We start from the raw sequence: 21,284 nt of genomic DNA, 5'->3' as shown, positions 1-21,284 counted from the left end.
AAACTCGTAGCCATGACTGAAGCGCTTCAGTACGATGGCTCCCGAGGGGATCGAAGGAGGAACAGGTGCGTTCGGGGCTGTCGGTGTTCATCGTGTTCGCGCTCAACGGCGTGGTGATCGGCTCGTGGGCGCCACGCATGCCGGCACTGGCCGAGCAGATCGGCGCCAGTGCCGGCGTCCTCGGCCTCGCACTGCTCGGCGCCAGCATCGGCATGATCGCCGCCGCGTCGCTGACCGGCCGCCTGTGCGCGCGGTTCGGCGCCCCGGTGATGGTCCTCGGGTCCGGGCTGGCCACCGCCGTCGTCCTGCCGATCCTCGCCATGGTCGCCTCGCCGCTACAGCTCGGCCTGGTGCTCGTCCTGCTCGGCGCCTCCGTCGGCATGCTCGACGTGGCCATGAACGTGGCCGCGGTCACCGTCATCCGCCGCACCGGCCGCGCGCTGATGCCGGTCTTCCACGCGTTCTTCAGCTTCGGGGCCCTCGCGGGTTCGATGGGCGCCGCCTTCGCGGCGGGGCACGAACTCGGGCTCGTCCCGCACTTCTCGCTGGTCGCGGGCGTCGCGGCGCTGCTGACGGTCGGCGTCATCCGGTTCGTGCCGCGTGAGGTGGCCGCCGTCGACACCGGCGAGCACAGCGGCCCCGACCGCCGCATGCTGCGCCGCCCGGTCCTGTGGCTGCTCGGGTTCATCGCCCTGTTCTCCGCCATCGTCGAGGGCGCGAGCGGCGACTGGTCGGCGCTGTTCGCCGTCCGCGAGCGCGGCATGAGCGAGGCGGCCGGCGCGGTCACGTTCTCGGTCTTCTGTATTGCCATGGGCGTGGTCCGGCTGCTCGGCGAGCAGATCGAACGCCGCCTCGGCGCGGTGAAGATCCTGGTCGGCGGCGCGCTGATGGCAGGCACCGGGCTGATCGTGATCGCGATCGTGCCGGTCGACTGGCTTGCCTACGCCGGGTTCGCGCTGGCGGGCGGCGGTCTCGCGTTCGCCTTCCCGGTCGCGCTCGACCTCGCGGGCGCGGTCGGCAGGCGCGGCGACGGCACCGGCGGCGAGCGGGAGATCGGCTTCGTCACCACCATCGCCTACTCGGGCTTCCTGATCGGCCCGCCGATGATCGGTGGCGTCGCGCAGCTGACCAACCTGGAGTTCGCGATCGGCTTCGCGGGTGGCATCGCGCTGCTGATCGCACCCGCCGCGCTCGCCTCGGCCGCGGCACGCAGACGGGAACAGGCGGCGGCCGAGGAGGCCGAGGACGAGGTCGCACCGGCGACGCTCTAGTCGTCGGTGACTACAGTCAGAGCGTGTCCGTCGACAGCACCGCGACAAGAGCCCACGCGCGGATCCCCAGCGTCGTCCCGCTGATCTTCGTCGCGACGCCGTTCGCGGCGCTGGTCGCGGTGGTGCTGCTGAGCTACACCGCGCCGGACGTGACCGTGGACGTGCAGGTCGGCGCCGCCGTCCGGGTGCTCGCCGAAGCGGGCGCGGTGCTGACCGTCGGGTCGCTGCTGTTCGCCGCGTTCCTCGTCGCACCGCAGAAGTCGGGCATCCTCGGCGCAGGCGGTTACGCGGCGCTGCGGACCGCGGCGTGGTCGGCGCTGGCGTGGTTCGCGGGCGCGGTCGCCTCGGTCCCGTTCCTGGTCGCCGACGCGGTCGGGCGGCCGGTGGCCGCGATCCTGCGCGACCCGTCGCTGATGTTCGAGCTGATCGGATTGCTCGAGCAGGCGAAGGCCTGGCTGATCACCGGCGGCGTCGCGCTGGTCATCGCGTTCGCCGGGTTCGTCGTGCTGTCGTGGGGCTGGACGACCGTGCTGTTCGGCCTCGCCGTGTTCGGTGTGCTGCCGGTGCCGATGACCGGCCACTCGTCCTCCGGCGGCAACCACGATCTCGCCAGCAACAGCCTCGTCTACCACCTCGTCGCGGCGTCCCTGTGGGTCGGCGGCCTGGTCGCGCTGATGATGTACGCGCGGCGGTTCCAGCGCGGCCCCGCCATGACCACCGCCGTCACGCGGTTCTCCGCCGTCGCGCTGGTGTGCTGGATCGCCATGGCGGTCTCCGGTGTGATCAACGCCTGGGTGCGCGTGCCGGTCAGCGAGGTGTTCGCCACCTCATACGGGCTGCTGGTCGTCGCCAAGATCGTCGCGCTGCTGCTGCTCGGCGCGTTCGGCTACGTCCACCGCCAGTACAGCGTGAAGGCCATCCAGGAGGGCGGCACGAGCAGGCTGCTCGTCCGGCTCGCCGCGGTCGAGGTGCTGGTCATGTTCCTCACCTTCGGCATCGCCGTCGCGCTGGCCCGTACCCCGCCACCACCGCTGGACTACCTGCCCGACCAGGTCGAGCTGGCGCTCGGCTACCCGCTCGAGGGCCCGCCGACGCTCGTGAACCTGCTCACCGAGTGGCGGTTCGACCTCATCTTCGGCACCCTCGCGATCGTCCTCGCCGTGCTGTACCTGATGGGCGTGTACCGGCTGCGGGCCAGGGGCGACCACTGGCCGGTCGGGCGGGTCGTCGCATGGCTCGCCGGCTGCGCGGTGATCCTCTTCGCCACGTCGGCGGGCATCGGCCGGTACGCGCCCGCCATGTTCAGCGTGCACATGGAAGTGCACATGATGCTGTCCATGCTGGCGCCGGTGCTGCTGGTGCTGGGCGGCCCGGTCACGTTGGCGCTGCGTGCGCTGCCGGTGGCGGGCAAGGACGGCACGCCCGGCCCACGCGAGTGGCTGCTGGCGCTCGTCCGCTCGCCCCTGTCGAAGTTCCTGACCAACCCGATCGTCGCGCTCGTGCTGTTCGTCGGGTCGTTCTACGTCCTCTACTTCTCCGGGCTGTTCGACTGGGCCCTGGACAAGCACTGGGCGCACCTGCTGATGAACGCCCACTTCTTGCTCGTCGGCTACGTCTTCTACTGGCCGGTGATCGGCATCGACCCGGCGCCCCGCAGGCTGCCGCACATCGCCCGGCTCGGCATGGTGTTCGCGTCCCTGCCCTTCCACGCGTTCTTCGGCGTGATCCTCATGGGCATGGACAAGGTCATCGGCGAGGAGTTCTACCAGCGGCTCGCACTGCGGTGGAACTTCGACCTGCTGTCCGATCAGCGGCTGGGCGGCGGCATCGCGTGGGCCGCCGGTGAGCTGCCGCTGCTGATCGTGCTGGTCGCGCTGCTGGTCCAGTGGGCTCGCGCGGACGACCGCGAGGCCCGGCGGCAGGACCGCCGGGCCGACGCGGAGGGCGAGGAATCCGACCTCGCCGCGTACAACGCCATGCTGAAGAAGATGTCCGACAAGGCCTAACCGGCGAGCGGCCGCCGGAAGCCGCGGACGGCGGCCACGGCGCCGACCACCATCAGCCCGGCGCTCGCCGCGAGCGCGGCCACCACCCCGTTGCCGACCGGCATGTCGAGCGCCAGGTTGCGGGACGCGTCGACCGCGTAGGTCAGCGGGTTGACCGTCGCGACCGCTCGCAACCACGCTGGCAGCCCGTCGACCGGCACGAACGCGCTGGACGCGAACATCAGCGGGAACATCGCGAGGAACCCGATGGTCTGCATGGACTCCGCGTTGCGCACCCACGCCCCGACGGCGAGGAAGATCCACGACAGCGCCCAGCTGACGGCCAGGGCCAGCAAGAACGCTGGCAGGACGCCCAGTACGCCACCGGCGGGGGAGAAGTCGAACAGCACCACGGCCGCGACCAGCAGGATCACCAGCTGCAGCCCGGTGCGGACCAGGTCCGACAGGCTGCGGGCGACCAGCACCGAGCTCGGGCTGATCGGCAGCGACCGGAACCGGGCCAGCACGCCGTTCTTCATGTCCGACACGAGCCCGATGCCGGACTGCAGCGCCGCGCCGATGCCGGTCGTGACCAGGATGGCGGGCATCAGGTAGTTGATGTAGGTGACACCGGCGGGGAAGCTCGCCGTGTTCGCCATGCCGCTGAAGACCTGGCTGAACAGCAGCAACATGATCAGCGGCTGCAGCACGCTGAAGATCACCAGCTTGGGGTCGCTCACCACGGCGCGCAGCGACCTGCCGGTGAGGATGGCGATCTGCGACGCGGTGCCGGTGCCCCGCCAACGGGGGAGCGCCACGGCGGGCGCGAGGGTTGCGGTGGTCATGGTGGCTCCTTCAGGCGGCCTTGTTCTTGGCGAGGGTGAGGTAGACGTCGTCGAGGCTCGGCTCGGTGAGCGCGAGCTCGGCCACCTCGACGTGGACCTCGTCGAGCGCGCGGACCACGACGGCGAGGTCAGCGGAGGTGTCGACGGGGGTGCGCAGCTCGGCGCGCGGCTCGTCGAGCACGGGCGCGAGGCCGTGCTTCTCGAGCGAGACGATCGCGGCGGGCGCGTCCTGCGGCGAGGCGAGTGTGACGTGCACGGCCCGCTTGCCGACCTGCGACTTCAGCTCCGCGGCCGTGCCGGAGGCGACCACCCTGCCCGCCGACAGCACGGTGATCGCGTCGGCGAGGCGGTCGGCTTCCTCGAGGTACTGCGTGGTCAGCAATACGGTCGTACCGTCGCCGACCAGCTCCTCGACGATCTCCCACATGCCGATCCGGCTCGCCGGGTCCAGCCCGGTGGTCGGCTCGTCGAGGAAGATCACGTCCGGCCTGCCGACGAGGCTCGCGGCCAGGTCGAGCCGCCTGCGCATGCCGCCGGAGTAGGTCCTGGCGGGCCGCCTGGCGGCGGCGGTGAGGTCGAAGAGGTCCAGCAGTTCGGTGGCCCGTTCCCTGGCTTCGCGGCGGTTCGCGCCGAGCAGCCTGGCGATGAGCACCAGGTTGTCGAACCCGGAGAGCTGCTCGTCAACCGAGGCGAACTGCCCGGTCAGGCCGATGCGGCCGCGCACCTCGTCGCCGTCGCGCACCACGTCGAACCCGGCGACGCGGGCGGTCCCGCTCGTGGGCGGCAACATCGTGGTGAGGACGTTGACGAGGGTGGTCTTGCCCGCCCCGTTGTGGCCGAGCAGCCCGAGCACGGACCCGCGCGGCACCTGGACGCTCACGCCGTCGAGCGCGGTCACGTCGCCGAACTTCCTGGTGATCCCGGTGGCCTCGATCATGAGGTCGTTCATGCTGTTCTCCCCTTGTCCGTGTGGATGACCCCGTGCAGGAACAGGTCGACGATCTGCGCCGGGTCGTCGGCGGCCGTGCCGAAGCCCTGGCCCTGCATGCGGTTGCTGAGGACGAGGCCGAGCAACATCCGCGTGGCCCGTTCGGCGTCGACGCGGAGGTTGTCGGTGGCCTCGTCGAACAGGCCGCCGATGGCCCGGGTGACGCGGAGCATCTCCGGCGGCGGCCCCGGCTCGCCTTCCTCGTCGTCCCCGTGCATGCGCCTGTGCATGTCCTCGGGGGAGACGCCCCCGGCCCGCATCGCCTGCCCGATGGCCCAGACGCGGTCGAGGTAGCCGCTGATCGCCTCGACACCGCGGGTGAGCCGGTCGGCCAGCGGCCCTTCGGTGCCGATGCGCTCGATGACGGCGACCTCCTCGTCGGAGTTCATGCCGGCACGCATGCAGGCGATGAGGAGGTCCTGCTTGTCCTTGAAGGCGCGGAAGACCGTGCCCTCGGCAATGCCCGCCGCGGCGGCGATCTGGCTCGTGGAGACGTTGCCGCCGTGCTCGATCAGCAGGGGGAGCGTCGACCGCACGATCGCGGCCCGCCGCTCTTCCTGGCTCATCGCGGGTGCCCGGCGCCTCTTCTCGTCCTCGACCATGACACCACTGTATGAGTGAGTACTCACTCAAGTCAATGAGTGAGTACTCACTCGTTTCATGGCGCCTACCACACCCCACCGACATCCACACCGCCCCGACTCGGGTTTCGCCCCCCGTTGTCCACAGCCCGGCCGCTCATCCACAACCCACCGGTAACTTCCGCCGTCCCCCGCCCGTCCCCGGCACGCTGGGCACATGAACGCAACCCCCATCACCGTGACCGGCCGGGTCGTCACCGACGTGACCACCCGCGTGACCGCGACGGGCATCAAGGTGTCCTACTTCCGCATCGCGTGCCAGGAACGACAGTTCGACAAGGAGAAGGAGGAGTGGGTGGACGGCGACCGCATGTACTTCGGCGTCACCGGCTGGCGCAGGCTCGCCGAGGGGCTCGGCGCACTGGAGAAGGGCGACCAGGTGGTCGTGAGCGGCCGGTTCAAGGTCCGCGAGTACACAACGGAGGACGGCGCACTCCGCGTGAGCCCCGAGATCACCGCCTACTCGGTCGGCCCCGACCTGGCGTGGCACACCGTGATCGTCAACCGCCGCGCGTGGGAGTCCACGGACCAACTCCCCCTCATCGGCACAGAAGGCCAACCCGGGTCACCAGGAGAGGAGGTGGCAACGGCGGCGTGACGCTGGCTGCCTGGCGAGCCCCGGCCCCGCCGAGCGCGTGCCGGGTAGGTCCCATCGGTGTGCGCGCCACCGAGGTCCTGCCTGCGTCGCTCTTTCGGCGGTCCCGGCGTCAGCTGGCCCGGCACCACCGTGGCGGGTGTTGCCCTCCGTGTGCCGGTTGGACATGTCCGCGGGTGTGCGCGCCACCGATTGCCTGCGTCGCGCTCTGGCGGTCCCCGGCGTTGGCGGGCTCGGGCACCTACCGGGGGTGTCTACCCTCCGCGCCCTGGTCGGGCATCTCCGCGGGCGGCCCCCGTCGCGTTTTCGGCGGTCCCGGCGTTGGCGGGCTCGGCACCCGCTTGGGGGTGTCAACCTTCCGTGCCTGGTCGGGCATGTCCTGGGCTGTCTGCGTCGCGGTTGGCAGTCCTGGCATCGGCTGGTTCGGCGCCAGATTGGCGGGTGTTGACCTTCGTGCGCTGGTTGGGCCTGTGCGTGGGTATGCCTGCCACCGACTACCTGCGTTGCGCTTGTGGCGGTCCCGGCGTCGGTGGGCTCGGCACCTGCCGGGGGTGTCAACCCTCCGTGCCCTGGTCGGGCATGTGCGCGGGCTGTCTGCGTCGCGTTTCGGCGGTCCCGATGTCGGCTGGTTGGGCACCGCCCTGGTGGGTGTTGGCCCTCGTGTGTGGTTGGGCGTGTGCGTGGGTGTGCGTGCCACCGATTGCCTGCGTCGCGCTCTGGGGGTCCCCGGCGTTGGCGGGCTCGGGCACTCACCGGGGTGTCGACCCTCCGTGCCCTGGTCGGGCATGTGCGCGGGCGGCCCCCGTCGCGTTTCGGCGGTCCCGGTGTCGGCTGGCCTGGCACCACCGTGGCAGGTGTTGCCGTTCGTGTGCTGGTTGGGCAGTTGGGCAGGTGCGTGGGTGTGCGCGCCACCGACGTTCTGCCTGCCTCGCGTTTCGGCGGTCCTGGCATCGCTGGTCGGTGCCCGCCCTGGTGGGGTGTCGCCCATCATGTGGTTGGGCATGTCCGCCGGTGTGCGTGCCACCGTCTGCCTGGGTCGCGCTTAGGCGGTCCCGGTGTCGGCGGGCTCGGCACCACCTGGCGCGTCAGTCCTCCGCACCCGGCATGCGCCCAGCGGACCCCGGTCGGGTGAACCACCCATGTACTGGAAGGAGTTGATCTCACAGGCCGCGGCCCGGCGGGAGGAGGCACGTGACTTGACATCGTTCGCGTAGGCAAAACAGCCACACCGCGCTCAGTGCCGACCACCGGCCGCTCTACGATCGCGCCCATGGCCGAGTTCATCTACACCATGAAGAAGGTGCGCAAGGCGCACGGCGACAAGGTCATCCTCGATGACGTCACTCTCGCCTTCTACCCAGGGGCGAAGATCGGTGTGGTCGGCCCCAACGGCGCGGGCAAGTCCAGCGTCCTCAAGATCATGGCGGGGATGGACCAGCCGAACAACGGTGAGGCGTTCCTGTCCCCGGGCTACACCGTCGGCATCCTCCAGCAGGAGCCGCCGCTGAACGAGGACAAGACGGTCCTCGGCAACGTCCAGGAGGGCGTCGGCGAGATCTACCAGAAGCTGACCCGCTTCAACGAGATCGCCGAGAAGATGGCGACGGACTACTCCGACGAGCTGATGGAGGAGATGGGCCGTCTCCAGGAGGACCTGGACCACGCGGACGCGTGGGACCTGGACTCCCAGCTCGAGCAGGCCATGGACGCGCTGCGCTGCCCGCCGCCGGACGCGGACGTGACGGTGCTGTCCGGTGGTGAGCGCCGCCGGGTCGCCCTGTGCAAGCTGCTGCTGTCGAAGCCGGACCTGCTGCTGCTGGACGAGCCCACCAACCACCTGGACGCGGAGAGCGTGCTGTGGCTGGAGCAGCACCTCGCGCAGTACGCGGGTGCCGTCCTGGCGGTCACTCACGACCGGTACTTCCTGGACAACCTGTCGCAGTGGATCCTCGAGCTCGACCGCGGCCGGGCGCACGCCTACGAGGGCAACTACTCCACCTACCTGGAGAAGAAGGCGGAGCGGCTCGCGGTCCAGGGCAAGAAGGACCAGAAGCTGCAGAAGCGCCTGAAGGACGAGCTGGCGTGGGTGCGGTCGAACGCGAAGGCGCGCCAGACCAAGTCCAGGGCCCGTCTCGAGCGGTACGAGGAGATGGCGGCCGAGGCCGAGCGGACGCGGAAGCTCGACTTCGAGGAGATCCAGATCCCGCCGGGGCCGCGGCTGGGCAGCGTGGTCGTCGACGTCGAGAACCTGAAGAAGGGCTTCGGCGACCGGGTGCTGATCGACGGACTGTCGTTCAGCCTGCCCCGCAACGGCATCATCGGCGTGATCGGCCCGAACGGCGTCGGCAAGTCGACGCTGTTCAAGACGATCGTGGGTATCGAGAAGCCGGACAGCGGCGAGGTCAAGGTCGGCGAGACGGTGAAGCTGTCCTACGTCGACCAGGAGCGGGGCGGTATCGACCCGAAGAAGAACGTGTGGGAGGTGGTGTCGGAAGGGCTGGACTACATCCACGTGGGCCAGGTCGAGATGCCGTCCCGCGCGTACGTCAGCGCGTTCGGGTTCAAGGGCGCCGACCAGCAGAAGCCGGCGGGCGTGCTGTCCGGTGGCGAGCGCAACCGGCTCAACCTGGCGCTCACCCTCAAGCAGGGCGGCAACCTGATCCTGCTCGACGAGCCGACGAACGACCTCGACGTGGAAACGTTGGGCTCGCTGGAGAACGCGTTGGAGCAGTTCCCCGGCTGTGCGGTCGTGATCTCTCACGACAGGTGGTTCCTCGACCGCGTCGCGACGCATATCCTCGCGTGGGAGGGCACCGACGAGAACCCCGCCAAGTGGTTCTGGTTCGAAGGCAACTTCGAGGGCTACGAGAAGAACAAGATCGAGCGCCTCGGAGAGGAAGCCGCCCGCCCGCATCGGGTCACCTACCGCAAGTTGACCCGCGACTAGGTTGGGGGTGCGGTGGCGGCGGCCTGGAACGACCTACCGGCGACCGGTGGGCTGCACGAGTGCGCCGCACTCGTGAGCTCAGCGGAGGCGCTCCGCGTGAGCGCGCCGGAGCTCAGTGTCCAGCTCGCCCGGCGCGCGCTGCTGGTCGGCGCCACCGACGCCTCGACGGGTGCGGGTTCCGGTGAGACCAGGAACCTGGTGATGCGGGCGCAGGCCGTGCTCGCGTCGGGTCTGGTCCGGATCAGCCAGCACGCGCAGGCGGTCGAACCCGGGTTCGCCGCCCTCACGCTGGCCGAGACCGGCGGCGCCCGGGACGTCGCGGCCGCGGTGCGGATCGACCTCGCCGCGTGCGCGCAGCAGGTCGGCGAACCGCTCCTGGGCGGCGCGCTCCTGCGCCCGGTGCTGGAGGCGGGGCAGACCCCGCCCGCGGTGCGTGCGGCCGCACTGGGCAGGCTCGTCGGCTGCGTCGCACACGTGGCGCGCCGCGACGACGTCGAGGACGCGCTCTCGGAGGCCGACCGGCTGCTGGCCGCGGACAGCGGGATCGCGGCGGACGTGCGGCGGATGGAACGCGCCCGGCTCGCCGTGCGCACCGCCGGCTACCACCGCTGGTACGGCGACACCGAGGACGCGATCACCGCGGCCCGCGAGGGGCTCGCCCTGTTGACCAGGCTGCGTCCCGACCTGCGCTCGGAGAGCGACCGGCTGCGGGCACGGCTCGTGCTGGAGCTGGTGTGCGGTCTGCTCGACGAGGGCGAGCTGAGCGAGGCGCTGAACGCCGCGCACCCGACGGTCGACGAGCCGGTGCGCGCCACGTCGGCGGCGTCGGTCGGCAGGCTGATGCTGGCGGTGGCGACGCGGGTGTACCTGCCGTCGGGCCAGACGGACCGGGGCAGGCACCTGCTGGACCAGGCCGCGTGGGTGGCGGAACGGCATGCGCTGGACGGTCTGCGTGCCGACGCGCTGACGGAGGTGTCCCGCCTGGAAGAGCAGGCGGGCCGCGCCGCGGACGCGCTGGAGGCGATGCGTGCGGCGCGTGCGGCCGAGCACCGGCGCATGCGCGCGGTGTCACGTGCCGCGCGGATCGTGCTGGTGGAGGTCGGCTCCAACCACGGCGTCCGCGACACGGCACAGCAGTCGGTGGCCGCGCTGATGCGCCGGCTCGCGCACCCGGCCGGCCTGCCGGTCGCGGTGGCGCCGCCAGCACAGGTGGAGCCGGCGCAGCAGCGGCCGTCGGGGGAGCAGCAGACCCCGTCCGCCGCACCGGAACTGGCGGGCACGGTCGACATGGCGAAGGACAACGGCCTGCTCGACCGCGAGGGCCTGATCCGCAGGCTGCGCGCGGTCCGCACCGGCGAGCGCCCGGTCGCGCTGACGCTCGTCCGTTTCGACTCGACCAAGGACGGCACCGACGACCGCGGCCCGGACACGGGCATCATGGCCGGTCTCGCGGACAAGGTCCGCGACATGGCACCGGACAACGCGGAAGTGGCGAGATCCGACGGCAGCGAACTGGCCGTGCTCCTCCCCGCCACGACGAGGGACCAGGCGGAGGAGTTCGCGGCGACGATCCGCGAGTCCGACTGGGCCGCCGCGGGCGGCAAGGACATGAGCATCAGCACCGGCGTGGTGCAGACAGACCACCCGGCAACCGACGAAAACCTCGACCCGACAGGTATCCTCTCCGCGGCCCGCAACGCACTGACCTCAGCGCAGGCACCCGCGACGGGGAGCTCGCTGTCGGAGACCGCGGCCGCACTGCAGTCGGCACTGTCGGAGGAAACCCCGACGAGACCGCTGAACCAGCCACACCAGCCCGAGCCCCAGAGCCACACGCGCCAGGCCGGGAGCCCAACGCAGCAGGCCGGCACACCCAGTCAAGCGCCCCGAGCGGACGTGCAGAGCCAGGCACACCACGCCGCGTCACAGGGCCAGGCTGGTTCGGTGAGCCAGGCGCAGCAGGCGGCGCCGCGGAGCCAGGCTCGCCCGACCGAGCCGCAGCAACCAGGCCGCTCGATCCTGAGTTCCCTGAGCATCCCGTCGGGCAGCGGCGGCCGCAGAAGGGCGGGCGAGGAACAACCCCCTGGCGCGAAGTCCCGCTGGCCAGCGGAACCGGCGGAGGCCCCGCGCTGGACACGGGCGGAGCGACGGGCACAGGCAGAAGCAAGCCAGCCGGACGAGGCCCTGCCCGCTGACTGGCCCTCCACCGCGGACGAACCGAGCCAGGGCAAGCGCGCGGCCACCCCGACGAAACCGTCCTTCAGCGAGTCCCGGATCGGCGAAGCCACGACCGGCATCGACCGCACTCGCTTTCCCGCCCGCCACGGCGCGCCGCACGACGGCCCGGACGAGCCGGGCCTGACCACGCGCAGAACCATCCACCCCACCCCGGCAACAAGCACGGAAGGCCCCACGAGCGAGCCCCCGCAGGCAACACCGGCTACGGAAACAAGCCCCGGCGACCCCCACACCCGCGACGAGGCACCCCACCGGGCCACCCAGACCCACCCCGAAGCGAGCCACGCTTCACCGCTCACCGCAGCGAGCCACCCCGAAGCGAGCCATGCCTCGCCGCTCACCGCAGCGAGCCACCCCGAAGCGAGCCACGCTTCGCCGCTCACCGCAGCGAGCCACCCCGAAGCGAGCCATGCCTCGCCGGTCGCCGCAGCAAGCCAGGACGGCGCGGGCCATGCTTCGCCGTTCGCCGCAGCGAACGAGGACGACGCGAGCCTGGCCGCTGGGCCTCAGGGAGAGGCGAGCCGCTCCGCTGAGGGAGCCAGCGGATCTTCCTCCGCCTCGCCGGAAGGCGAGAACTCCGCGAGCCCCGGCTCGGGCGTCGGCGCGCCGCGGCTGTCGAGCACCGACGACGGGTTCTTCTCCAGTCTCGCCGGGTTGTCCTCCGGGGGGATGCTGCGTGGCGCCGAGAACGCCCAGCGCTCCTCCTATGAGGAGACCAAGGCCGAGCTGGCCCGCATGATGTCCGCGCTCAACGCGAAGTCGCAGGCGGCTCGGGAGCGGAACGGGACGCGCCAGGCGGCCCCCGCGCCCCCGCCACCCGCCGACGTAACCGAGCCGCCGGCCCGGCCCGAGGCCGAGCCACCGGCTCGGCCCGAGCCACTGACCCAGTTCGATCCCGGCGCACCGGTCCGGTTCGATTCCGACGCACCGGCCCGGCTCGAGTCCGAGCCACCGGCCCGGCTCGAGCCCGCGTCATTGACGCGGCCCGAACCCGGCGCACCGGTCCGGTTCGAGCCCGAGGCACCGGCACGGTTCGGGTCCGAGTCGCAGGTCCGGCACGGGTCCGAGTCGCTGATCCAGCCCGCGCCCGAGTCAATGACGCGGGTTGAGCCCGAGACATCGGCGCGGTTCGAGCCCGAGGTACTGACGCGGCCCGAACCCGACGCACCGGCGCGGTTCGAGCCCGAACAACCGGTCCGGCCCGCGCCCGAGTCATTGACCGAGCCCGCGACACCGGCGTCGATCGAGCCGGAAGTGGGCGGGCGGTCCCGGTTGATGGCCGCCTTCGACGCGCTCACCGGGCCGGTGCCGGGGTTGCGTGCCGAGTTCGACGACGCGCCCGAGCTGCCCGCGCGCAAGCCCGCCGAGTCGTGGGCGCGGATCGAGTCCTCGGCGGCGGTGGAGTCGCCCGCCGACGAGTTGTTCGGCGCCGAACCCGCCGACACCGGGGCGCCGCGCTCGTCGCTGGGGGCGGCGTTCGCCGAGTTCGGGGCCGTGGAGAAAAAGGTCACAGAACCGGTCAAGGAACCGGTTCAGGAAACTTCTTACGACGCGCCGATCGGGCCCGAACCGCGGCCCGACGACCTGCCCCGGCGTGGGGAGCGGTCCTCCGCGACGATCGCCAGCCTGCTCACCGAGGCGCTCGCCGCATACCAGTCCACGGCCGAAGACGCCGAGGTCCACCGGGCTCCGGAGCGGTTCGACTCGTTCGTCTCCGACGACGCCGACCGGCAGCAGTCGGGGGTCCGGGGTCGCCACCGGTCGCCTGAATGAGGACCAGGGTTACGTCGTACGGTTGGCCCGTCGCCCTCGCGTGATCGCTTAGTCTGTGTGCCGCCTGTGGCACATCGTCGTGCCGCCAATCGTGGAGTCGCCTGAACATGAGCTCGACCGGAACCCGCACCCGCACCGACAGAACCGGTGGGTTGGACCGGACACAAACCGAGGAGAGCCCGGAACAACTCCGGGACGATCTCATCGAGCAGGCCGCGTCGGCCGCCCCGGACATGGCGGACCTGATCCGGCTTTACTACCGCTACATCCCGCCGGAGGAGGTCAACGACACCGACCCGGTCGACCTCGTCGGGATCGTGCGCACGCACCGTGACCTCGCCGCACGCCGGGTGCCCGGCCGGCCGGCGGTCCGCGTCTTCAACCCGGACGCCGAGACCGACGGCTGGCGCACCGCGGGCACCATCGTGCAGCTGGTCACCGACGACATGCCGTACCTGGTCGAGTCGGTGACCGCCGAGCTGGTGCGCAGCGGCCTGCCCGTGCACCGGGTGGTGCACCCGATCGTCGTGGTCAGCCGGGACGTCACCGGCGGGCTGCGGGAGATCCTCACCGCCGCCGACGCCGACGACCCGCCCGCGGAGGCGCTGGCCGAGTCGTGGATGTCGATCGAGGTCGACCTGATCCGCGACGCGGACCGCAGCCGCGAGATCGAGAACCGCCTGCTCGCCGTCCTGAACGACGTCCGCGAGGTCGTCGAGGACACCGACCGCATGATGGGTACCGCCCGCGCGCTCGCCGACGAGCTGGAGGCCAACCCGCCGGTTGACGAGGCCGTGGCCATCGAAGGCGCGAACCTGCTGCGCTGGCTCGCCGACGGCCACTTCACCTTCCTCGGCTACCGCAGCTACGACCTCGTCCGCGACGGCGACCGCCGCGCGCTCAAGGCCGTGCTCGCGAGCGGTCTCGGCGTGCTGCGCCAGGACAGCCTCGCCACCCGCAACCTCACCCCGGGCGCGGACGCCGACGTCGACGCCGCCTCCCCGGACCTGCTGATCCTCACCGAGGCCTCCGCCCCGTCGTCGGTCCACCGGCCGACCTACCCGTACTACGTGGGCGTCAAGACCTTCGACGAGAACGGCGAGGTCACCGGCGAGCACCGCTTCCTCGGCGTCTTCACCATCACCGCGCTGCACGAGGACGTGCTGGACATCCCGGTCGTCGGGAGCCGTGTCCGCGAGGTCATCCACCGCGCCGGTTTCCCGCTGGAGTCCTACACCGGGCAGAAGATGCTCGAGGTCATCCAGAACTGGCCGCGCTCGGAGCTGTTCTCCACCAGCACGGAGACGCTGTACCAGACGGCCACCGGCGTGATCGCGCTCGCCGACCGCCGCCGGCTGCGGCTGTTCCTGCGCCGCGACCCGTACAGCCGGTTCTTCTCCTGCCTGGTGTTCCTGCCGCGCGACCGCTACACCACCACGTCCCGCCTCGCGATGACCGAGGTGCTCATCGACGAGCTGAACGGGACGAACCTCGAGTTCTCCACCCGCATCGGGGAGAACCCGCTCGCGCAGGTCCACTTCACCGTGCACACCGACCCGTCGGTGCCGGTCGACGCGGACGTCAACCGCATCCAGGAGCGGCTCACCGAGGCCGTGCGCACCTGGGACGACCGGCTCGTCGAGGCCGTGTTCGCCGAGCAGCGCGAGCGGGTCGACAGCGGCGCGCGCCGCGACAACGACATGGTGGCCGTCGGCGCCGAGTCCGCGACCGAACAGGGGCAGCGCTTCGCGAGCGTCTTCCCCGAGGCCTACAAGGAGGACTTCGCCGCCACCGAGGCCCTCGCCGACCTGCGCAAACTGGAAGGGCTGCGTGCCGAGGGCGACCTCGGCATGTCCTTCTACCGCCCGCAGGACGCCGAGCCGGGCGAGCGCCGCTTCAAGCTGTACCTGGCCGGCGAGGGCGTCACGCTGTCGCAGATGCTGCCGGTGCTGCAGCAGATGGGCGTCGAGGTCGTCGACGAGCGGCCCTACGAGATCCACCGCGAGGACGGCACGCGCTGGTGGATCTACGACTTCGGGCTGCGGGTCGACCCGGCCGAGGTCGAGGACAAGACCCCGGACCAGCAGCTGCGGCAGCGCACCCTGTTCCAGGACGCGTTCGGCGCGATCTGGCGCGGCGACGCCGAGTCCGACCGGTTCAACTCGCTGGTCCTGCGCGGCGGCCTGAGCTGGCGGCAGGCGGCGCTGCTGCGTGCCTACTCGCGCTACCTGCGGCAGGCGGGTGTCCCGTTCGACCAGGGCGACGTCGAGTCCGCGGTGCTCGACCACACGCACGTCGCGGTCGCGCTGGTCCGCCTGTTCGAGACCCGGTTCGACCTGTCGAAGGCCGACGAGGTGCGCGAGCGGGCGGTGGAATCCCAGATCGCCGAGATCACCACGATGATCGACGAGGTCACGAGCCTCGACGCGGACCGCATCCTGCGCAGCCTGCTCGCGCTCATCCGGGCCACGCTGCGGACCAACTACAACGTCCGCGACGAGCACGGCGAGCCGCGGCCGTACCTGGCGATCAAACTCGACCCGGCGCAGGTCATCGACCTGCCCGACCCGAGGCCGAAGTTCGAGATCTTCGTGTACTCGCCCCGCGTCGAGGGCGTGCACCTGCGGTTCGGCCCCGTCGCGCGCGGCGGCCTGCGCTGGTCGGACCGCCGTTCGGACTTCCGCACCGAGATCCTCGGCCTGGTCAAGGCGCAGGCGGTGAAGAACGCGGTCATCGTGCCCGTGGGCGCCAAGGGCGGGTTCGTGGTCAAGCGCCCGCCCGCAGGCGACGACCGCGAGGCCTTCATGGCCGAGGGCATCGCCTGCTACCGCATGTTCATCTCCGGTCTGCTGGACCTGACCGACAACCTGCGTGGCGGCGAGGTCGTACCGGCCAGGGACGTGGTCCGCTACGACGGCGACGACACCTACCTGGTCGTTGCCGCCGACAAGGGCACCGCCAAGTTCTCCGACATCGCGAACGAGGTCGCCGCGAGCTACGGCTTCTGGCTCGGCGACGCGTTCGCGTCCGGCGGTTCCGTCGGCTACGACCACAAGGCCATGGGCATCACCGCCCGCGGCGCGTGGGAGAGCGTGAAACGGCATTTCCGCGAGCTCGGCAAGGACACGCAGACCGAGGACTTCACGGTCGTCGGCATCGGCGACATGGCCGGGGACGTGTTCGGCAACGGCATGCTGCTGTCCGAGCACATCCGGCTCGTCGCCGCGTTCAACCACATGCACGTGTTCATCGACCCGAACCCGGACGCCGCCACCTCCTACGCGGAGCGGCGGCGCCTGTTCGAGCTGCCGAGGTCCAGCTGGGACGACTACGACCGGTCGCTGATCAGCGAGGGTGGCGGCGTGTGGCCGCGCACGCTGAAGTCGATCCCGGTCAGCGAGCAGGCGCGGGTCGCGCTGGGCCTGCCGGAGGGCGTCACGAAGCTGTCGCCGCCGGAGCTCATGAAGGCGATCCTGCTGGCTCCTGTCGACCTGCTGTGGAACGGCGGCATCGGCACCTATGTGAAGGCACAGACCGAGTCGCACGCGGACGTGGGCGACAAGGCCAACGACGCGGTCCGCGTCGACGGCGCCGACCTGCGGGTCAAGGTCGTCGGCGAGGGCGGCAACCTCGGGCTCACGCAGCGCGGCCGCATCGAGTTCGCGCGGGCCGGCGGCAAGGTGAACACCGACGCGCTGGACAACTCGGCGGGCGTGGACTGCTCCGACCACGAGGTCAACATCAAGATCCTGCTCGACCAGCTGGTCGCGCGGGGCACGCTCGCCAAGGAGCAGCGCAACGAGCTGCTGGCGGAGATGACCGACGAGGTCGCGCACCTCGTGCTGGCCGACAACTACTCGCAGAACGCGGTGCTCGGCGTGAGCCGTGCGCACGCGGTGTCGATGCTGACCGTGCTCGCGCGGCTGGTCAACGACCTGGAGGAGAAGTCCGGGCTGGACCGCAACCTGGAGGCGCTGCCGACCAAGGCGCAGTTCCGGGACATGGACAAGCGGGGCGAGGGCCTCACCTCCCCGGAGCTGGCGACCCTGCTCGCGCACGTGAAGCTGCGGCTCAAGCACGAGGTGCTGGCCTCCGAGCTGCCCGACGCGGACGTGTTCTCGCGGCGGTTGCCGGAGTACTTCCCGACGCGGCTGCGGGAGCGGTTCGCCGACCACATCCACGACCACCCGCTGCGCCGCCAGATCACCACCACGCTGGTCGTCAACGAGGTGGTCGACGGCGGTGGCGTGTCGTACGCGTACCGGCTGGCCGAGGAGATGAACGCGTCCGCGACCGACGCCGTGCGCGCGTTCACCGCGGTCACCAAGATCTACGACCTGCCGGAGCTGTGGCGCGAGATCAGGGCGCTCGACAACGTCGTGCCGACCGACACGGCCGACCACATGACGCTGGAGACCCGCCGCCTGCTGGACCGCGCGTCCCGCTGGCTGCTGTCGAACCGGCCGCAGCCGCTCGCGGTGGGCGCGGAGATCAACCGGTTCCACAAGGTGGTCGCCGAGCTGGCGCCGGACGTGCCGGGCATGTTGCGCGGCGCGGAGCAGGAGTCCGTGGCCCGCGCGGCGGACGAACTGGTGGCCGTCGGCACGCCCGCCGCGCTCGCGCAGCGGATCGCGTCGCTGCTCGACTGCTACGCGCTGCTGGACATCACCGAGGTCGCCGAGCTGGCCGACCGCGACGGGCTGGACACCGAGCGCAGCCCGCGCGAGACCGCCGAGCTGTACTACGCGCTGTCCGAGCACCTCAACATCGACTCGATGCTGACCTCGATCAGCGCGCTGGAACGCGGCAACCGCTGGCACGCGCTCGCCAGGCTGGCGCTGCGGGACGACCTGTACTCGTCGCTGCGTGCCATCACGCTCGACGTGCTGCGCCAGAGCGACCCCGGCACCTCGGCGGACGAGAAGATCGAGAACTGGGAGCACGCCAACTCCCGGCGCATCTCCCGGTCGCGCGAGTCGCTGGAGGAGATCCGGCGGGTGGGCAAGCTGGACCTGGCGACACTGTCGGTCGCCACCCGGCAGGTGCGCAGTATGGTGCGGTAGTGGGTGTCTTCATCGCCGAGGTCCGGCCGCGCTGGTCGGACATGGACGCGTACGGTCACGTCAACCACGCGAACACCGTGACGCTGCTGGAAGAGGCCCGCGTCGAGCTGCTCTTCACGGAGGCGGCACGGCAGGGCGCCGAGGGCATGGCGCGCGGTGTCGTGGTGGCGCGGCTGGTCGTGGACTACTTGATGCCGCTGGTGGCCGACGGCAGCCCCGTGCGGGTGTCGATGAGCGTCCGGGAGATGCGGCACGCGGCCTTCACCCTCGACTACAAGGTCCACATCGGACCGTTGGAGGAGATGCCCGCGGTGACCGCGGAGACGCTGCTCGTGCCGTACGACACGGCGAGCGGCCGACCGCGCAGGCTCACCGAGGGCGAGCGGGATTTCCTTGCCGCGTACCGCAGTGGGAGCAACGGTGCCTGAGCTGAGTTTCTCGGACCAGTCCGAACGGGACGACCTCGGCGCGTTCGTCGCCCGGGCGGTCCGCCTCGACGGGCAGACCGTGGTGCGCCTGCGCACCCGCGACGGCGGCCGGATCGACGCCTGGGTGGCGACGCCGTTCGACGTGCTCGCCACCCGGACCGTGCTCGGCACCATGGAGCCGGCGGACGTGACGGTGTTCGGCAACGACCTGCTGGCCGCGCTCGCGGTGTCGCGGGCCGACCGGGTCGACCCCGGCCGGGCGGTCGACATGCAGTGGCGGTCGGCACTGCCGCCGCAGGCGCACTGGCAGGTCGTGGAGGAGCAGCTGCCCGCGAAGGTGGTGGCGGACCTGACCGAGCGCGGCCTGGAGCTGGCACGGGAGAACCAGGGCCCGCACGGCACCCCGCCCGCGTCGCTGCTCGACCAGACGGTGCTGACGGTGTCGGGTGACGGCCTCGAGGTGAAGATCCCGATGCGCTGCCTGTTCGCCATGTCGGGCATGGGGTTCCTCGGCTCCGGCGAGAGCGAGCACGTGCGGGTCACGGCCACCGACGCGTGGCTGCGGATCGACGCCCGGTTCGGTGCGGTGGTCCGGCGCAGGCACGCCTTGCTGCCGTTGCTCGTCTAGGGTTCGATGACCGCATGAGCGAGCCAGAGGACCCGGCACGCCGGTTCCTGGACCAGACCGTGCCCAGGCACGACGAGTGGGACGGCCGGGAGCCGGAGGACGGTCCCGCACGGCCGAGGCACGTCCAGTACCCGGCGGAGCCCGTCGAGCCGCTGAGCGCCAAGCAACGCCGGGCCAACGCGATCCGCAACGTCGCGTGGGGCGTGGGCCCGACGGCGGCGTTCGTCGCGGGCGCCGCCCTGTCCGACGACGACCCCGAGCCGGAGTCACCCGAGCTGGACCCGGGTTTCGGCGAGGCGGGGTCCGGCTTCTAGACGAGCCAGGCGGCGGTGTCCGGCGGCAGCAGGCCGTCGGACAGTGAGCCGCTGGTCAGCAGCACCTCGCCCGCGGGCAGCGGCACCGCGGTCGCCGACGCGTTGAGGACGCACACCAGCCCGCCGCCCTTGCGGCGGTACGCGAAGCAGCCCTCCGGCGCGCCGTACCACTCCAGCTCGGCGCCGGCGAACGCCGGATGGGACTTCCGCAGCTCGATCGCGTGCCGGTACAGCGACAGCGTCGAGTCCGCGTCCTCCAGCTGCCGCTCCACGGTCAGCTTCGCCCACTCCGGCGGCATCGGCAGCCACGTCGACGTCCCCGGAGAGAAGCCGAACGGCGGCTCGTCGCCCTCCCACGGCAGCGGCACGCGGCAGCCGTCGCGACCGCGGACCTCGCCGCCGGAGCGGAAGTACTTCGGGTCCTGGATGGCCCAGTCCGGCAGCGCCACGTTCGGCAGGCCCAGCTCCTCGCCGTTGTACAGGTACACCACACCGGGCAGCCCCAGCTCGACGAGCGCCATCGCCCGCGCCCGCTGCTCGCCGTGGTGCCCGTCGCCGTACCTGCTCACCTCGCGGGCCACGTCGTGGTTGGACAGCGTCCACGTCGGCGGCGCCCCGGCGACGGCAGCGGTCTCCAGCGACGCCTCGATGGCGGTGCGCAGCGCGGCCGCGTCGAACGGCGCCAGCACGAGCCGGAAGTTGAAGCCCAGGTGCAGCTCGTCGGGCCGCAGGTAGCGGGCGAGCCGCTCGTTGTCGGTCACCCAGATCTCGCCGACCGCCATGGCGCCCGGGTGCTCGTCGAGGACGCGGCGGACCAGCCGGTGGACGTCGTGCACGCCGTCGTCGTCGAACCGGGGGTCGAACAGGTCGTGCTGGCCGATCCGGTTGCCCGCCCGCAGGTCCATGTCCGGCAGGTCGGCGGGCTTGGCCATGCCGTGCGCGACGTCGATGCGGAAGCCGTCCACGCCGCGGGCCAGCCAGAACCGCAGCGTGTGCTCCAGGTCCGCGTGGACCTCGGGGTGCGTCCAGTTCAGGTCCGGCTGCCGCGCGTCGAACAGGTGCAGGTACCACTGACCGTCGTCGACGCGCGTCCACGCGGGCCCGCCGAAGACGCTGATCCAGTTGTTCGGCGGCCCGTCGCCCCGGCCGGGCCGGAAGATGTAGCGGTCCCGGGCGCCGGGGTCGGCGAGGGCCTCCTGGAACCACACGTGCTCGTCGCTCGTGTGGTTGGGCACCAGGTCGATCGTGATCCGGATGCCGCGGCTGTGCGCCTCGGCGACCAGCCGGTCGAACGCGTCGAGGTCGCCGAACAGCGGGTCGACGTCCCTCGGGTCGGCCACGTCGTAGCCGTGGTCGGCCATGGGGGAGCGGAAGAACGGCGTCAGCCAGAGCGCGTCGACGCCGAGCAGCTCCAGGTAGCCGAGGCGGTCGCGGATGCCGTCCAGGTCGCCGACGCCGTCACCGTCCGAGTCGGCGAACGAACGCACGTACACCTGGTAGAACGTCGCGTCGCGCCACCAGTCGGAGGCGTCCTCGGGGCTGTCTCCGGCTCTGCGCACGATCGGTCA

At 71.5% G+C, this 21,284-nt stretch carries 13 protein-coding genes; 9 read left to right on the top strand and 4 right to left on the bottom strand.

The features are described from left to right. Positions 1 to 65 precede the first annotated feature (65 nt). Positions 66 to 1,271, top strand: a complete 1,206-nt coding sequence (locus ACYQ77_RS28835; RefSeq protein ID WP_459716691.1) for an MFS transporter — start codon at positions 66 to 68, stop codon at positions 1,269 to 1,271. Positions 1,272 to 1,294: 23 nt separating this feature from the next. Beyond that, complete coding sequence (locus ACYQ77_RS28830; protein ID WP_459716689.1) at positions 1,295 to 3,277, top strand: cytochrome c oxidase assembly protein; 1,983 nt, start codon at positions 1,295 to 1,297, stop codon at positions 3,275 to 3,277. Here ACYQ77_RS28830 and ACYQ77_RS28825 read toward each other — a convergent pair. The 3 genes from ACYQ77_RS28825 to ACYQ77_RS28815 are packed head-to-tail and all read right to left on the bottom strand — an operon-like array spanning position 3,274 to position 5,691. Beyond that, a complete protein-coding gene (locus ACYQ77_RS28825; RefSeq protein WP_459716687.1) occupies positions 3,274 to 4,101 on the bottom strand; it encodes an ABC transporter permease in 828 nt (275 codons plus the stop codon). The two genes, ACYQ77_RS28830 and ACYQ77_RS28825, sit on opposite strands and share 4 nt — an antisense overlap. A gap of 10 nt (positions 4,102 to 4,111) precedes the next feature. Then, on the bottom strand, positions 4,112 to 5,050 hold the full coding sequence (locus ACYQ77_RS28820; RefSeq protein WP_459716685.1) for an ATP-binding cassette domain-containing protein: 939 nt from the start codon (positions 5,048 to 5,050) through the stop codon (positions 4,112 to 4,114). Further along, a complete protein-coding gene (locus ACYQ77_RS28815; RefSeq protein WP_459716683.1) occupies positions 5,047 to 5,691 on the bottom strand; it encodes a TetR/AcrR family transcriptional regulator in 645 nt (214 codons plus the stop codon). The genes ACYQ77_RS28820 and ACYQ77_RS28815 overlap by 4 nt, the downstream gene beginning before the upstream one ends. A 196-nt stretch (positions 5,692 to 5,887) precedes the next feature. Between ACYQ77_RS28815 and ACYQ77_RS28810 the strand changes: the two genes are divergently transcribed. From ACYQ77_RS28810 to ACYQ77_RS28780, 7 genes are all read left to right on the top strand, one after another. Then, the gene (locus tag ACYQ77_RS28810) at positions 5,888 to 6,328 is read left to right on the top strand and encodes a single-stranded DNA-binding protein (RefSeq protein ID WP_459716682.1); all 441 of its coding nucleotides are present in this window, start codon (positions 5,888 to 5,890) and stop codon (positions 6,326 to 6,328) included. 1,267 nt (positions 6,329 to 7,595) lie between these two features. Beyond that, positions 7,596 to 9,272, top strand: coding sequence for an energy-dependent translational throttle protein EttA (gene ettA / locus ACYQ77_RS28805; protein ID WP_459716681.1), 1,677 nt, complete (start codon positions 7,596 to 7,598; stop codon positions 9,270 to 9,272). A gap of 96 nt (positions 9,273 to 9,368) precedes the next feature. After that, positions 9,369 to 13,283 carry a GGDEF domain-containing protein gene (locus tag ACYQ77_RS28800; protein ID WP_459716679.1) on the top strand — a complete coding sequence of 1,305 codons (3,915 nt, stop codon included), beginning with the start codon at positions 9,369 to 9,371 and terminating at the stop codon, positions 13,281 to 13,283. A gap of 107 nt (positions 13,284 to 13,390) precedes the next feature. Then, positions 13,391 to 18,346: an NAD-glutamate dehydrogenase gene (locus tag ACYQ77_RS28795; protein WP_459716678.1), complete on the top strand. Its 4,956-nt coding sequence runs from the start codon at positions 13,391 to 13,393 to the stop codon at positions 18,344 to 18,346. Continuing rightward, positions 18,346 to 18,774, top strand: coding sequence for an acyl-CoA thioesterase (locus tag ACYQ77_RS28790; RefSeq protein WP_459716676.1), 429 nt, complete (start codon positions 18,346 to 18,348; stop codon positions 18,772 to 18,774). The genes ACYQ77_RS28795 and ACYQ77_RS28790 overlap by 1 nt, the downstream gene beginning before the upstream one ends. Beyond that, complete coding sequence (locus ACYQ77_RS28785; RefSeq protein ID WP_459716675.1) at positions 18,767 to 19,402, top strand: hypothetical protein; 636 nt, start codon at positions 18,767 to 18,769, stop codon at positions 19,400 to 19,402. The genes ACYQ77_RS28790 and ACYQ77_RS28785 overlap by 8 nt, the downstream gene beginning before the upstream one ends. 14 nt (positions 19,403 to 19,416) lie before the next feature. Continuing rightward, positions 19,417 to 19,716 (top strand): hypothetical protein, encoded by a 300-nt coding sequence (locus ACYQ77_RS28780; RefSeq protein WP_459716674.1) that lies wholly within the window; start codon positions 19,417 to 19,419, stop codon positions 19,714 to 19,716. On the opposite strand, the gene ACYQ77_RS28775 is transcribed toward ACYQ77_RS28780, so the two are convergent. Beyond that, positions 19,713 to 21,275: a glycoside hydrolase family 13 protein gene (locus tag ACYQ77_RS28775; RefSeq protein WP_459716672.1), complete on the bottom strand. Its 1,563-nt coding sequence runs from the start codon at positions 21,273 to 21,275 to the stop codon at positions 19,713 to 19,715. The genes ACYQ77_RS28780 and ACYQ77_RS28775 overlap by 4 nt on opposite strands. Positions 21,276 to 21,284 lie beyond the last annotated feature (9 nt).

This window comes from Actinophytocola sp. KF-1 (genome assembly GCF_054661535.1).
This window is presented reverse-complemented; position numbering and strand designations above follow the sequence as displayed.

What these genes read in the sequence shown, in the direction of transcription:
- ACYQ77_RS28825 (WP_459716687.1), bottom strand. Translation starts at nt 4,101, where the DNA reads ATGACCACCGCAACCCTCGCGCCCGCCGTGGCGCTCCCCCGTTGGCGG.
- ACYQ77_RS28820 (WP_459716685.1), bottom strand. Translation starts at nt 5,050, where the DNA reads ATGAACGACCTCATGATCGAGGCCACCGGGATCACCAGGAAGTTCGGC.
- ACYQ77_RS28815 (WP_459716683.1), bottom strand. Translation starts at nt 5,691, where the DNA reads ATGGTCGAGGACGAGAAGAGGCGCCGGGCACCCGCGATGAGCCAGGAA.
- ACYQ77_RS28810 (WP_459716682.1), top strand. Translation starts at nt 5,888, where the DNA reads ATGAACGCAACCCCCATCACCGTGACCGGCCGGGTCGTCACCGACGTG.
- ettA (WP_459716681.1), top strand. Translation starts at nt 7,596, where the DNA reads ATGGCCGAGTTCATCTACACCATGAAGAAGGTGCGCAAGGCGCACGGC.
- ACYQ77_RS28795 (WP_459716678.1), top strand. Translation starts at nt 13,391, where the DNA reads ATGAGCTCGACCGGAACCCGCACCCGCACCGACAGAACCGGTGGGTTG.
- ACYQ77_RS28780 (WP_459716674.1), top strand. Translation starts at nt 19,417, where the DNA reads ATGAGCGAGCCAGAGGACCCGGCACGCCGGTTCCTGGACCAGACCGTG.